Here is a 12535-nt window from a genome sequence, read left to right on the forward strand (position 1 = left end):
CGATGCCGCACCCAGGCGGCCGCCGCGAGCAGGGCCGCGGCGTGCAGAGCGTCGGCGGCCGCCGCGGCGGTCTCCTCGGCCATGATCACCGCGTCGTCCGGCAGGTCGGGCGGCGGTGATCCGGTCGGCGTCTGTGCCGCAACCGGCTCGGGGATCCCGAAGACCGGCAGGAGTCGTGCCGGACCTCGGTCGAGCAGGTCGTCGGAAAGCAGGGACAGCGGATCGAGATAGGTCTCGCCCCGCAGTAGACCCCAGTGCAGACAACCGCCCTCGCAGTGGAACGGCCCCGGTCCCAGCACGGCCACGACCTGGCCCGCCTTCACTTCGTCGCCTTCGGCGACAACGGCCGTCACCGGTTCGTACGTGGTCCGCAGCGGTGGCTGTCCCGTGCCGGTCAGCGTGATCGAGAGGACGCCGCGGCCCGCCACCATGCCGGTGAAGGAGACGCGGCCGGGAGCGGCGGCTCGGACGAGAGTGCCGGGGGAGGCGGCGAGGTCCACGCCGCGATGGCCGGGGCCGTACGGCGTCGCGGGCGGCTCCCACCCCCGTAAAACCGTCGGCCGTGTCCCCAACGGCCAGGCACGGTCGCCGCTGACCCCGCTGACCCCGCTGACGTCGGCGGCAGGGGCACGGGTGTCGCTGTCAGGAGGGGGCGCGGGCGGCGCGGCGCCGACGTCGGCGCCCGTGCTCGCCTCCTGGTCGGCGGCCCGCGCGTCGGGCGAGGGGCCGAACAGGACGGTGGCCACCACCCCGGTGAGAACGGCGACGCCGAGGGAGACGCACCGGGCGATGACCCCCCGCCGACCAGGGCGGCAGGGTCGGGCGGAGGCGTGAATGAGTAGCTCGTGAACAGTGATCATGCGGTCCACGCTGCCGTATTCCGCGGATCCAAGTGGATCATGCTCGGATTCTGTGGATAACCGGCGCGTTGTGCATATCTTCGTCACCCTCGCACTCCGTCGCCGGGCACTGTGCGGGTCCCGTACACTTCCTGTGGCGATCCGGGTCACCGGATCGACTTCGCACGCCCCGCCGCCGGCCTTCGCCGGTGTCCGCGCTTCTCGGTCCGTAGTGGCAAAGCGTTCAGGGGCGTCAGGCGCGTCTGCCGTCCGGCGGACGCGACAACCGAGTACCTCAAGGAGTACGGCCATGGCCGTCGTCACGATGCGGGAGCTGCTGGAAAGCGGCGTCCACTTCGGTCACCAGACCCGTCGCTGGAACCCGAAGATGAAGCGTTTCATCTTCACGGAGCGCAACGGCATCTACATCATCGACCTGCTCCAGTCGCTGTCGTACATCGACCGCGCCTACGAGTTCGTCAAGGAGACCGTCGCCCACGGCGGCTCCATCATGTTCGTGGGTACGAAGAAGCAGGCCCAGGAGGCCATCGCCGAGCAGGCGACGCGCGTTGGCATGCCGTATGTCAACCAGCGCTGGCTGGGCGGCATGCTCACCAACTTCTCCACCGTCTACAAGCGCCTTCAGCGTCTGAAGGAGCTTGAGCAGATCGACTTCGAGGACGTGGCCGCCTCCGGCCTCACCAAGAAGGAACTGCTGGTTCTCTCCCGCGAGAAGGCCAAGCTGGAGAAGACCCTCGGTGGTATCCGCGAGATGCAGAAGGTGCCCAGTGCCGTCTGGATCGTCGACACCAAGAAGGAGCACATCGCCGTCGGTGAGGCGCGCAAGCTCCACATCCCGGTCGTCGCGATCCTCGACACCAACTGCGACCCCGACGAGGTCGACTACAAGATCCCGGGCAACGACGACGCGATCCGCTCAGTCACCCTGCTCACCCGCGTGATCGCCGACGCCGTCGCCGAGGGCCTCATCGCCCGCTCCGGCGCCGCCACCGGCGATTCCAAGCCGGGCGAGAAGGCCGCCGGCGAGCCCCTCGCCGAGTGGGAGCGTGACCTCCTCGAAGGCGACAAGAAGGCCGACGCCGAGAAGTCCGCGGACGCCGCCGAGGCGCCTGCCGACGTCCAGACCTCCGCCGAGACGGCGAAGGTCGCCGACGCCGAGCAGGCCGAGGAGGCCGCCGCTCCGGCTGAGGCCCCCGCCGCCGAGGCTCCGGCCGCCGAGGCTCCGGCCGCGGACGGCGACAAGGCCTGACCTCAAGGTTCGGTTGCTGACGGCGGGGGCCACGGCCCCCGCCGTCCACCCGTAGATCTTCGACTTCCGAGAGAGATTCACAGACATGGCGAACTACACCGCCGCTGACGTCAAGAAGCTCCGCGAGCTCACCGGCGCCGGCATGATGGACTGCAAGAAGGCTTTGGTCGAGGCCGACGGCGATGTCGACAAGGCCGTCGAGGTACTTCGCGTCAAGGGCCAGAAGGGCGTCGCCAAGCGCGAGAGCCGCAGCGCGGAAAACGGCGCTGTCGTCTCCCTCGTCTCCGACGACAACACCTCCGGTGTTCTGCTGGAGCTGAAGTGCGAGACGGACTTCGTCGCCAAGGGTGACAAGTTCCAGGCCGCCGCCAACGCGCTGGCCGCGCACGTGGCCGCCACCGGCCCCGCCGACATCGACGCGCTGCGCACCTCCGAGATCGAGCCCGGCAAGACCGTCCAGGCGTTCGTCGACGAGGCCAACGCCAACCTCGGCGAGAAGATCGTCCTGGACCGCTTCGCGCAGTTCCAGGGCGAGGGCAGCTACGTCGGCACGTACATGCACCGCACCATGCCCGACCTCCCGCCGCAGGTCGGTGTCCTGGTCGAGCTGGAGAAGGGCAGCGCCGACGCCGCGACCGTCGCCGCCGTCGCCAAGGACGTCGCCCAGCACATCGCCGCGTTCGCGCCGAAGTACCTCACCCGTGAGGAGGTTCCGGCCGACGTCGTCGAGAACGAGCGCCGCGTCGCCGAGGCCACCTCCCGCGAGGAGGGCAAGCCCGAGGCCGCGCTGCCCAAGATCGTCGAGGGTCGCGTCAACGGCTTCTTCAAGGAGGTCACCCTCCTTGACCAGCCGTTCGCCAAGGACAACAAGAAGTCCGTCAAGAAGGTCCTGGACGAGGCCGGTGTCACGCTGAAGCGCTTCTCGCGCATCCGCGTCGGTGCCTGACCTTCCGGACACCGTCCCGGGGTCTAGCACCTGGGACAGCGCAGTCGTACGCGATCGACGGTGGACCCGGCTAGGGTCTACTGCAGCCGCCGGCCGAACACGCGCCGGACGGCCGCAGATCTGACGAGGAGGCCATTGCCGCTAGGGACACAGACCCATCGGCAATGGCCTTCTTCGTATGTGCACGAGGAGATCCCCATGAACAAGGGCGCGGACGCCACCCAGTCCACCGACGACAACAGCGACCCCGGCAAGAAAGCCGGGCGCTTCATGCTGAAACTGTCCGGTGAGGCGTTCGCCGGTGGGGGAGGACTCGGCGTCGACCCCGACGTCGTACACGCCATCGCCCGCGAGATCGGCGCCGTCGTGCGGGACGGGGCGCAGATCGCCATCGTCATCGGTGGAGGCAACTTCTTCCGCGGCGCCGAACTCCAGCAGCGCGGCATGGACCGGGCCCGCTCCGACTACATGGGCATGCTCGGTACGGTCATGAACTGCCTCGCCCTGCAGGACTTCCTGGAGAAGGAAGGCATCGACTCCCGCGTCCAGACGGCCATCACCATGGGGCAGGTCGCGGAGCCGTACATCCCGCTGCGCGCCGTACGGCACCTGGAGAAGGGCCGCGTCGTCATCTTCGGCGCCGGCATGGGGATGCCGTACTTCTCCACCGACACCACCGCCGCCCAACGCGCCCTGGAGATCGACGCCGAAGCGCTGCTGATGGGCAAGAACGGTGTGGACGGGGTGTACGACTCCGACCCCAAGACCAACCCCGACGCGGTGAAGTTCGACGCGCTGGAGTACGGCGAGGTGATCACCCGCAACCTCAAGGTCGCCGACGCCACGGCCGTCACTCTCTGCCGCGACAACGCGCTGCCGATCCTTGTCTTCGAACTCCTCACGGAGGGCAATATCGCGCGCGCCGTCAAGGGTGAGAAGATCGGCACGCTCGTGAGCGATCAGGGCACCCGGGCCTGAACTCCGGCTGCCCCGCACGGGGATGGACAAAGCCCTGCCGGTCGGACACCGTGCAGGAAGAAGACGCGACGCAGGTTCCGCCGGTAAGCACACCGGGCCCACTCAAGACACGCAGGAGCAAGTGGTGATCGAAGAGACCCTCCTCGAAGCAGAGGAGAAGATGGAGAAGGCCGTCCTGGTCGCCAAGGAGGACTTCGCCGCGATCCGCACCGGTCGTGCGCACCCGGCGATGTTCAACAAGATCGTGGCGGACTACTACGGTGCCCTGACCCCGATCAACCAGCTGGCCTCGTTCTCGGTGCCCGAGCCGCGCATGGCCGTGGTGACCCCGTTCGACAAGAGCGCGCTGCGCAACATCGAGCAGGCCATCCGCGACTCCGACCTCGGAGTGAACCCCAGCAACGACGGAAACATCATCCGCGTGGTGTTCCCCGAGCTTACGCAGGACCGCCGCAAGGAGTACATCAAGGTCGCCAAGACCAAGGCGGAGGACTCCAAGATCTCGATCCGCTCCGTGCGCCGCAAGGCCAAGGAGACGATCGACAAGCTGATCAAGGACGGCGAGGTCGGCGAGGACGAAGGCCGCCGCGCGGAGAAAGAGCTCGACGACACCACGGCGAAGTATGTCGCCCAGGTTGACGAGCTGCTCAAGCACAAGGAAGCCGAGCTGCTCGAGGTCTGATGAACGACTCTTCCTGGGGGGCCCCGCCGACTGCCGGTTACTGGGGACCGCCTGACCAGGGGGCTGCCCCGGCGGGTCCCGCATACGATGAGCTTGACGCACAGCAGACTCGGCCCATGCCCATCGTGCCCGACGTACCCGCGAGCGGCGGGTTCCAGGATGACGACCGGGGGGCTGCTCGGCCGGGCGGCCCCCTGTTCCGTGACGAAACGCCGCAGGAGCCCATGTCCGCCCCTCCGCCACCCCCGCCGAAGAAGCGGGCAGGCCGTGACCTCAGGGCGGCCATAGGTGTCGGTGTGGGACTCGGCGCGGTGATCGTGGCGTCCCTCTTCATCGTGAAGGCCGTCTTCATCGGCGTCATAGTGGTCGCCGTCGTCGTCGGGCTGTGGGAGTTGACCTCCCGGCTCGACGAGAAGAAGGCCATCAAGGCGCCCCTCGTTCCGCTCGCGGTCGGTGGCGCGGCGATGGTGGTCGCCGGGTACGTACGGGGCGCGGAAGGCGCCTGGGTCGCCACGGCGCTCACCGCGCTCGCCGTGCTCGCCTGGCGCATGACGGAGCCGCCCGAGGGCTATCTCAAGGACGTGACCGCGGGCGTTTTCGCGGCGTTCTACGTGCCCTTCCTGGCGACCTTCGTCGCGATGATGCTCAAGGCGGACGACGGCGCGCAGCGCGTGCTGACGTTCCTGGTTCTGACCATCGTCAGCGACACCGGTGCGTACGCGATCGGCTGGCGCTTCGGAAGCCACAAGCTGGCGCCGCGCATCAGCCCCGGCAAGACCCGCGAGGGCCTGTTGGGCGCCGTGGGGTTCGCCATGGCGGCCGGTGCGCTGTGCATGCAGTTCCTCATCGAGGACGGCACCTGGTGGCAGGGGCTGCTGCTCGGTCTCGCCGTGGCCGCCAGTGCCACGCTCGGGGACCTGGGCGAGTCGATGATCAAGCGGGACCTCGGGATCAAGGACATGGGCACGCTGCTGCCCGGTCACGGCGGCATCATGGACCGCCTCGACTCGCTTCTGCCGACGGCCCCGGTGGTGTGGCTGCTGTTGGTGGTCTTCGTCGGCTCGGGCTGAGTCGTATCCCTACCGGTTACCCTGGTAAGGCCCGCCGTCCTGGACGGCGGGCCTTACTGCGCTCCGCGGTCGCGGAGCCCGTCACATGAGGTCTCCTGGCACCGGCAGTGTGCCCACGTCTCTCCCGCAGCCGGCGGGGAACACCGGCCTCGTCGTACCGAGGAGAAAACAGCTCATGGCACCGCCCAATCCCGGAGAGCTCACGTTCGTCGCGCCCCGTGGCGCCAAGAAGCCGCCGAGGCACCTCGCCGACCTCACGCCGGAAGAACGTCGCGAGGCCGTCGCGGCGCTCGGTGAGAAGGCGTTCCGTGCCAAGCAGTTGTCGCAGCACTACTTCGCGCGGTTCGCGAACGACCCCGCCGAGTGGACGGACATCCCGGCCGCCGCGCGCCAGAAGTTCGCCACGGAGCTGCTGCCCGACCTGATGTCCGTGGTGCGGCATATCTCCTGCGACGACGACACCACCCGTAAGACGCTGTGGCGGCTGCACGACGGCACGCTGGTCGAGTCCGTCCTGATGCGTTACCCGGACCGGGTCACCATGTGCATCTCCTCGCAGGCGGGCTGCGGCATGAACTGCCCGTTCTGCGCGACGGGGCAGGCGGGCCTCGACCGCAACCTGTCCACGGCGGAGATCGTGCACCAGATCGTGGACGGCATGCGCGCGCTGCGCGACGGCGAGGTCCCCGGCGGGCCCGCCCGGCTGTCCAACATCGTCTTCATGGGTATGGGCGAACCACTCGCCAACTACCGCCGCGTCGTCGGGGCGATCCGCCGGCTGACCGACCCCGAGCCGGACGGCATCGGTCTCTCGCAACGGGGCATCACCGTTTCGACGGTGGGCCTGGTGCCCGCGATGCTGCGCTTCGCCGACGAGGGCTTCAAGTGCCGCCTCGCCGTCTCGCTGCACGCGCCCGACGATGAACTGCGCGACACCCTCGTGCCGGTCAACACCCGTTGGAAGGTGCGGGAGGTGCTCGACGCAGCCTGGGAGTACGCGGAGAAGTCGGGCCGCCGCATCTCCGTCGAGTACGCCATGATCCGCGACATCAACGACCAGGCGTGGCGGGGCGATCTGCTGGGGCGGCTGCTCAAAGGGAAGCGGGTACACGTCAATCTGATCCCGCTCAACCCGACGCCCGGGTCCAAGTGGACGGCCTCCCGCCCCGAGGACGAGAAGGCCTTTGTCGAGGCCGTCGCGTCCCACGGGGTGCCCGTAACGGTGCGCGACACCCGCGGCCAGGAGATCGACGGGGCATGCGGTCAGCTGGCGGCGACGGAGCGCTGAGTGCGGCGTAGGGGCCCCGTTGAGGTCCATGTACTCTGGGGTTCGAACGAATTACATATTCCGACAGGGGAGCGCCACAGCGCTGAGAGTGCGGCAGAGGCTCGGGAAGAGCCTCACGATCGCAGACCCTCTGAACCTCGCCCAGGTCATTCTGGGTAGGAAGTTCGGTCATCACTCATGCTGTTGCGCCCTGCCCTGTTCCGGTCCGCCGGTGCGGGGCAGGGCCGCGTCTTCTCCTGGACACCCCAGGAGGAATTCAGTTGCGTACCACGAAGAAGATGGCGGTCGGCGCCGTCGCCGCGGCGCTGGGAGTCTCCGCGCTCGCCGCGTGCGGCGGCGGGTCCGAGGACGCCGGGTCGTCGGACGGGGCGAAGTCCAAGAGCGTGACGCTCGTCGCCCACGACTCTTTCGCGGCCTCGGACTCCGTACTGAAGGAGTTCACCGAGCAGACGGGCTACACCGTCAAGGTGCTGAAGAGCGGCGAGGCCGGCGAGGCGCTCAACAAGGAGATCCTCACGAAGGGTTCCCCACAGGGCGATGTCTTCTTCGGCGTCGACAACACGCTCCTCTCGCGCGCTCTCGACAACGGCCTGTTCACGCCGTACGAGGCGAAGGGTCTCGACCAGGTCCGCGCCGACGTGCGGCTCGACGACGCCGAGCACCGTGTCACCCCTGTCGACACCGGCGACATCTGCGTCAACTACGACAAGAAGTACTTCACGGACAAGAAGCTGGCGCCGCCGGAGTCCTTCGCCGACCTGACGAAGCCCGCCTACAAGAACCTTCTCGTCGTCGAGAACGCCGGGCAGTCCTCACCGGGGCTCGGCTTCCTCCTCGGTACCGTCGCCGCGTACGGGGACGACGGCTGGCAGGACTACTGGAAGCAGCTCAAGGCCAACGGCGTCCAGGTCGTCGACAGCTGGGAGCAGGCCTACAACGAGGACTTCTCCGGCTCGGCCGGCGGCAAGAAGGCGAAGGCGGAGCGCCCGCTCGTCGTCTCGTACGCGTCGAGCCCGCCCGTCGAGGTCCTGTACGCCGAACCGCAGCCCCAGGAGGCGCCGACCGGCGTCGCCACGGGGACCTGCTTCCGCCAGATCGAGTTCGCCGGTCTGCTCCAGGGGGCGAAGAACGAGGGGGGCGGCAAGGCACTGCTGGACTTCCTGGTGAGCAAGACCTTCCAGGAGGACATGCCGCTCAACATGTTCGTGAATCCGGTCGTCGACGGTGCGAAGCTGCCGGCGCTCTTCACCGACCACGGCGCCGTCGTCGATATGCCGCAGACCATGGACCCGGAGAAGATAGCCAAGAACCGTGACGAGTGGATCCAGTCGTGGTCCTCACTCGTCGTCAAGTAGGCGCGGACGCCGCCCGGAAGGGCGAGCGGAGCACGCGTACGGCTACGGGGCCGGTAGTCGGGAAGTCAGCTCGGCGGCCGGGCCGAGGACGGGGCCGGGACGCCGGCGCCGCGGTGCGTGCCGCGCGGCGCCGGGGGAGCGCCGTACGGCTCTGCCTCATGGCCGTGCCCGTCGCGTTCTTCGCGGTCTTCTTCGCCTACCCCGTCGTCGCGATCGTCGGCCGGGGGCTGAAGGCGGACGGCTCCTGGCACTGGGGCAGGTTCGGCGACGTGCTGGGCCGGCCCGACATCGGGCAGGTGCTCTGGTTCACGACGTGGCAGGCCGCGGTCTCCACCGCGCTCACCCTGCTGATCGCGCTTCCCGGTGCGTACGTCTTCGCGCGCTTCGAGTTCCCCGGCAAACAGCTTCTGCGCGCCGTCGTGACGGTGCCGTTCGTCCTGCCGACCGTTGTTGTCGGTACGGCGTTCCTCGCGCTGCTGGGGCGCGGCGGGCTGCTCGACGAACTGTGGGGCGTGCGGGCGGACACGACGGTGTGGGCGATCCTCCTCGCGCATGTGTTCTTCAACTACGCGGTGGTCGTCCGCACCGTGGGCGGCCTCTGGGCGCAGCTGGATCCCCGTCAGGAGGAGGCCGCGCGGGTGCTCGGTGCCGGGCGGCTCGTGGCATGGTGGCGGATCACGCTGCCCGCACTGGGCCCCGCCGTCGCCGCCGCGGCGCTGATGGTGTTCCTCTTCACCTTCACTTCCTTCGGCATCGTCCAGATCCTGGGCGGTCCGGCCTACTCCACCCTGGAGGTGGAGATCTACCGGCAGACCGCGCAGCTGCTCGATCTGCCCACCGCCGCCGTTCTGACGATGGTGCAGTTCGCCGCCGTCGGCGCGATTCTGGCCCTGCACGCCTGGACCGTACGGAGGCGGGAGACCACCCTGAAACTGGTCGATCCCGCGCAGACGGTGCGCAGGCCGCGGGGAGTCGGCCAGTGGGCGCTGCTCGCCGGCGTGCTCGGCACCGTCCTCCTTCTGATCCTGCTGCCTCTCGGCGTGCTGATCGAGCGGTCGCTCGACGGCCCCGCCGGGTACGGCTTCGACTACTACCGGGCGCTGCGTTCGGTGGAGGCGAGCGGCGGCACATTCCTCGTACCGCCGCTGGAAGCGGTCTGGAACTCGCTGCGCTACGCCCTCACGGCCACCGTCATCGCCCTGGTCGTGGGCGGGCTGGCCGCGGCGGCGCTCACCCGGCGAGCGGGGCGCCTCGTACGGGGCTTCGACGCGCTGCTGATGCTCCCGCTGGGCGTCTCCGCGGTCACTGTCGGTTTCGGGTTCCTGATCACGCTCGACAAGCCGCCGCTGGATCTGCGGGCGTCGTGGATTCTGGTGCCGCTCGCCCAGGCGTTGGTGGGGGTCCCCTTCGTCGTACGGATCATGCTTCCCGTCCTGCGAGCCGTGGACGGGCGGTTGCGCGAGGCCGCGGCCGTTCTGGGGGCGTCGCCGCTGCGTGCGTGGCGGGAGGTCGATCTGCCGATGGTGCGGCGGGCGGTGCTGGTGGCCGCCGGATTCGCCTTCGCTGTCTCGCTCGGTGAATTCGGTGCCACGGTCTTCATCGCGCGACCGGACCGGCCGACGTTGCCGGTGGCCGTCGCGCGGCTGCTGGGGCGGCCCGGTGATCTCAACTACGGGCAGGCGATGGCGCTGAGTACGGTGCTGATGGTGGTGTGCGCGGTGTCGCTGCTGGTGCTCGAACGTATCCGTACCGATCGTTCCGGAGAGTTCTGATGGCCCTGCTCACTCTTGAGGACGTGACGGTGCGCTTCGGGCACCGTACGGCGCTCGATGCGGTGGATCTTGAGATCGCGGCGCACGAGATCGTCTGCGTCCTCGGGCCGAGCGGCAGTGGTAAGTCCACCTTGCTGCGCGTCGTCGCCGGCCTTCAACCGCCGAATACGGGGCGCGTGTTGCTGGAGGGCACCGACCAGGTGGGGGTTCCGGTGCACCGACGGGGCGTCGGACTGATGTTCCAGGATCACCAGCTCTTCCCGCAGCGCGACGTCGGCGGCAACGTCGCCTTCGGACTGCGCATGCGCGGCGAGCCGCGCGGTCAACAGCAGCGACGTGTCGCCGAGTTGCTCGACCTCGTCGGCCTGCCTGGCGCCCAGCGCCGCGCCGTCGCCGCGCTGTCCGGCGGCGAGCAGCAGCGTGTGGCACTGGCACGGGCGCTCGCCCCGCGCCCCCGGCTGCTCATGCTCGACGAACCGCTCGGCCAGCTCGACCGGAGTCTGCGCGAACGCCTGGTCGTGGAACTGCGCGGCTTGTTCGCGCAGTTGGGTACGACGGTTCTCGCCGTCACACACGACCAGGGCGAGGCTTTCGCGCTCGCCGATCGGGTCGTGGTGATGCGCGACGGACGCGTCGCCCAGAGCGGCACACCGGTGGAGGTCTGGCAGCGCCCTGCCTCAGCGTTCGTGGCGCGTTTCCTGGGATTCGACAACGTCGTGACCGCCACGGTGCACGGCGACGCCGCCGACACGCCCTGGGGCAAGATCCCGGTGCCCGCCGGCTCGCCCCAGGGCCTCCGCACGCTGCTGGTACGTCCCGCTGGGGTACGGCTCGGCCCTCCTGAGGACGGACTGCGCTGCACCGTCGGGGCGCGCACCTTCCGCGGCAGTCACGTCGCAGTCCTGCTGCGGCCCACCGACGGGCCGGAGGTGGAGGCGGAGTGTGGCCCCCGCGAGGTGCCGGACGAGGGCGCGACGGTCGGGGTCTCCTTCGCGGCCGAGGACGTGGTGGTCCTGGACGACGACAGGGAACCGGACTCGGCCGATGCCGATGCCGATGCCGATGCCGAGGAGCGTGCGTCTCCAACAGGCGACAACGGGGCGGACTGACGAGGCGTCGTCCGCCCGTACCCCGCGGGTCAGGCCGAGAGCCGGGCCAGGGCTTCGGGCACCTCGGCCACCGAGTCGACGAGCGCGATGCGGGACTCCATCGAGCGCTCCCGCGCCAGCGACGTGAGCAGCGGCCAGGCGGGCAGCTTCTCCGTCCAGTGCGCGCGGTCGACCAGGACCATGGGGGTCGGTTCGCCGCGTGACTCGTAGTAGTTCGGGGTCGCGTTGTCGAAGACTTCCTGGACGGTGCCCGCGGCGCCGGGCAGAAAGACGACGCCGGCGTTGCAGCGGGCGAGCAGACCGTCTTCGCGGGTCGCGTTGGCGAAGTACTTCGCGATGTGGCCGGCGAAGGCGTTCGGCGGCTCGTGGCCGTAGAACCAGGTGGGGATCCCGACCGACCCGGCGCCCCCGGGCCACCGGCCCCGTACTTCGAAGGCGGCGCGCGCCCACTCGGAGATCGACGGGCTGAACGAGGGTGTCTTGGCGAGGATTTCGAGAGCCTCGTCCAGCATCTCGTCGGGGTGCGGGGCGGCGTACGCGCCGAGGTTGGCGGCCTCCATGGCGCCGGGGCCGCCGCCGGTCGCGACAGTCAGCCCCGTACGAGCCAGGTCGCGGCCGAGGCGCGCCGCCCCCGCGTACGCGTCGGTGCCCCGCGCCATGGCGTGGCCGCCCATCACGCCGACGACCCGTGCGCCGACAAGGAGTTCGTCCAATGCGTCCGAGATCGCGTCGTCGTGGACCGATCGCAGCATCGAGCTGAGTATGTCGCCGTCCGCCTTGGTCCGCTGGAACCACTCGTAGGCGAGGGCGTCCGGCGTCACCTCGTACCCGCCCTCGTCCAGTCCTTCGAAGAGATGCTTGGGCGTGTAGAGCAGGCCCCGGTACGGGTCGAAGGGGAGGTGCGGGACGGGAGGGAAGACCAGGGCCCCGTCCGCCCGTATCTTCGCCGCGGCGTCCGGTGCCATCGGGCAGCCGAGGAAGACGGTTTCGGAGGTGTCGGTGGACAGCAACGCGAGCGTACGGCCCGTCAGGTCGACCGATTGGATCCGGTAGCCGCTGAGCGTCCCGCCCAGGATCACCTGGTCGAACTCGTCGAGGGTCTCGATCTCGTGGTCCAGGCCGTCCGCCCGGTGCTCCCAGAGCCCCTGCGGGCCCCGCGCCGCCGCCTGTTGTGCTTCATGTCCGTCGTGTCCCTCGCCGTAAGCCATGCGGGACACGATAGAGCG

The 12535-nt window shown here is 69.4% G+C and carries 10 protein-coding genes, 1 pseudogene and 1 riboswitch; of the genes and pseudogenes, 9 read left to right on the plus strand and 2 right to left on the minus strand.

Annotated features, from left to right (window positions below; translation table 11 throughout):
• Positions 1 to 131 precede the first annotated feature (131 nt).
• Positions 132 to 860, minus strand: a pseudogene (locus tag ACIBBB_RS21860) (peptidoglycan DD-metalloendopeptidase family protein); the annotation flags it as partial.
• A gap of 289 nt (positions 861 to 1149) precedes the next feature.
• Here ACIBBB_RS21860 and rpsB point away from each other — a divergent pair.
• The 9 genes from rpsB to ACIBBB_RS21905 all read left to right on the plus strand — a co-directional run bounded on the left by rpsB (position 1150) and on the right by ACIBBB_RS21905 (position 11309).
• Positions 1150 to 2109 (plus strand): 30S ribosomal protein S2, encoded by a 960-nt coding sequence (gene rpsB / locus ACIBBB_RS21865; RefSeq protein ID WP_398984375.1) that lies wholly within the window; start codon positions 1150 to 1152, stop codon positions 2107 to 2109.
• Between the two features lie 85 nt (positions 2110 to 2194).
• A complete protein-coding gene (gene tsf, locus ACIBBB_RS21870) occupies positions 2195 to 3055 on the plus strand; it encodes a translation elongation factor Ts (protein ID WP_398984377.1) in 861 nt (286 codons plus the stop codon).
• A 198-nt stretch (positions 3056 to 3253) separates the two neighbouring features.
• Entirely contained in the window at positions 3254 to 4033 is a 780-nt protein-coding gene (gene pyrH / locus ACIBBB_RS21875; RefSeq protein WP_384322963.1) for a UMP kinase, read from the plus strand.
• Positions 4034 to 4157: 124 nt separating this feature from the next.
• A complete protein-coding gene (gene frr / locus ACIBBB_RS21880; RefSeq protein WP_078074826.1) occupies positions 4158 to 4715 on the plus strand; it encodes a ribosome recycling factor in 558 nt (185 codons plus the stop codon).
• Entirely contained in the window at positions 4715 to 5785 is a 1071-nt protein-coding gene (locus tag ACIBBB_RS21885) for a phosphatidate cytidylyltransferase (RefSeq protein WP_398984380.1), read from the plus strand. The genes frr and ACIBBB_RS21885 overlap by 1 nt, the downstream gene beginning before the upstream one ends.
• A gap of 175 nt (positions 5786 to 5960) precedes the next feature.
• Positions 5961 to 7073 (plus strand): 23S rRNA (adenine(2503)-C(2))-methyltransferase RlmN, encoded by a 1113-nt coding sequence (gene rlmN / locus ACIBBB_RS21890; protein WP_398984381.1) that lies wholly within the window; start codon positions 5961 to 5963, stop codon positions 7071 to 7073.
• A gap of 55 nt (positions 7074 to 7128) precedes the next feature.
• A riboswitch (TPP riboswitch) is annotated at positions 7129 to 7253 on the plus strand.
• An 80-nt stretch (positions 7254 to 7333) separates the two neighbouring features.
• Positions 7334 to 8428, plus strand: coding sequence for a thiamine ABC transporter substrate binding subunit (locus ACIBBB_RS21895; protein WP_398984383.1), 1095 nt, complete (start codon positions 7334 to 7336; stop codon positions 8426 to 8428).
• A gap of 158 nt (positions 8429 to 8586) precedes the next feature.
• Positions 8587 to 10200, plus strand: a complete 1614-nt coding sequence (locus ACIBBB_RS21900) for an ABC transporter permease (protein ID WP_398984385.1) — start codon at positions 8587 to 8589, stop codon at positions 10198 to 10200.
• The gene (locus ACIBBB_RS21905; RefSeq protein ID WP_398984387.1) at positions 10200 to 11309 is read left to right on the plus strand and encodes an ABC transporter ATP-binding protein; all 1110 of its coding nucleotides are present in this window, start codon (positions 10200 to 10202) and stop codon (positions 11307 to 11309) included. Before ACIBBB_RS21900 ends, ACIBBB_RS21905 begins: the two co-directional genes overlap by 1 nt.
• Positions 11310 to 11338: 29 nt before the next feature.
• Here the strand turns inward: ACIBBB_RS21905 and ACIBBB_RS21910 are convergent, their stop codons facing one another.
• The gene (locus ACIBBB_RS21910; RefSeq protein WP_398984389.1) at positions 11339 to 12517 is read right to left on the minus strand and encodes an LOG family protein; all 1179 of its coding nucleotides are present in this window, start codon (positions 12515 to 12517) and stop codon (positions 11339 to 11341) included.
• Positions 12518 to 12535 lie beyond the last annotated feature (18 nt).

Origin of the sequence: Streptomyces sp. NPDC051217, assembly GCF_044455465.1 — a bacterium.
Taxonomy (GTDB): Bacteria; Actinomycetota; Actinomycetes; order Streptomycetales; family Streptomycetaceae; genus Streptomyces.

Coding starts and splice junctions, on each gene's coding strand:
- rlmN (WP_398984381.1), top strand. CDS start 5,961: ATGGCACCGCCCAATCCCGGAGAGCTCACGTTCGTCGCGCCCCGTGGC.
- ACIBBB_RS21885 (WP_398984380.1), top strand. CDS start 4,715: ATGAACGACTCTTCCTGGGGGGCCCCGCCGACTGCCGGTTACTGGGGA.
- tsf (WP_398984377.1), top strand. CDS start 2,195: ATGGCGAACTACACCGCCGCTGACGTCAAGAAGCTCCGCGAGCTCACC.
- rpsB (WP_398984375.1), top strand. CDS start 1,150: ATGGCCGTCGTCACGATGCGGGAGCTGCTGGAAAGCGGCGTCCACTTC.
- ACIBBB_RS21900 (WP_398984385.1), top strand. CDS start 8,587: ATGGCCGTGCCCGTCGCGTTCTTCGCGGTCTTCTTCGCCTACCCCGTC.
- ACIBBB_RS21905 (WP_398984387.1), top strand. CDS start 10,200: ATGGCCCTGCTCACTCTTGAGGACGTGACGGTGCGCTTCGGGCACCGT.
- ACIBBB_RS21910 (WP_398984389.1), bottom strand. CDS start 12,517: ATGGCTTACGGCGAGGGACACGACGGACATGAAGCACAACAGGCGGCG.
- pyrH (WP_384322963.1), top strand. CDS start 3,254: ATGAACAAGGGCGCGGACGCCACCCAGTCCACCGACGACAACAGCGAC.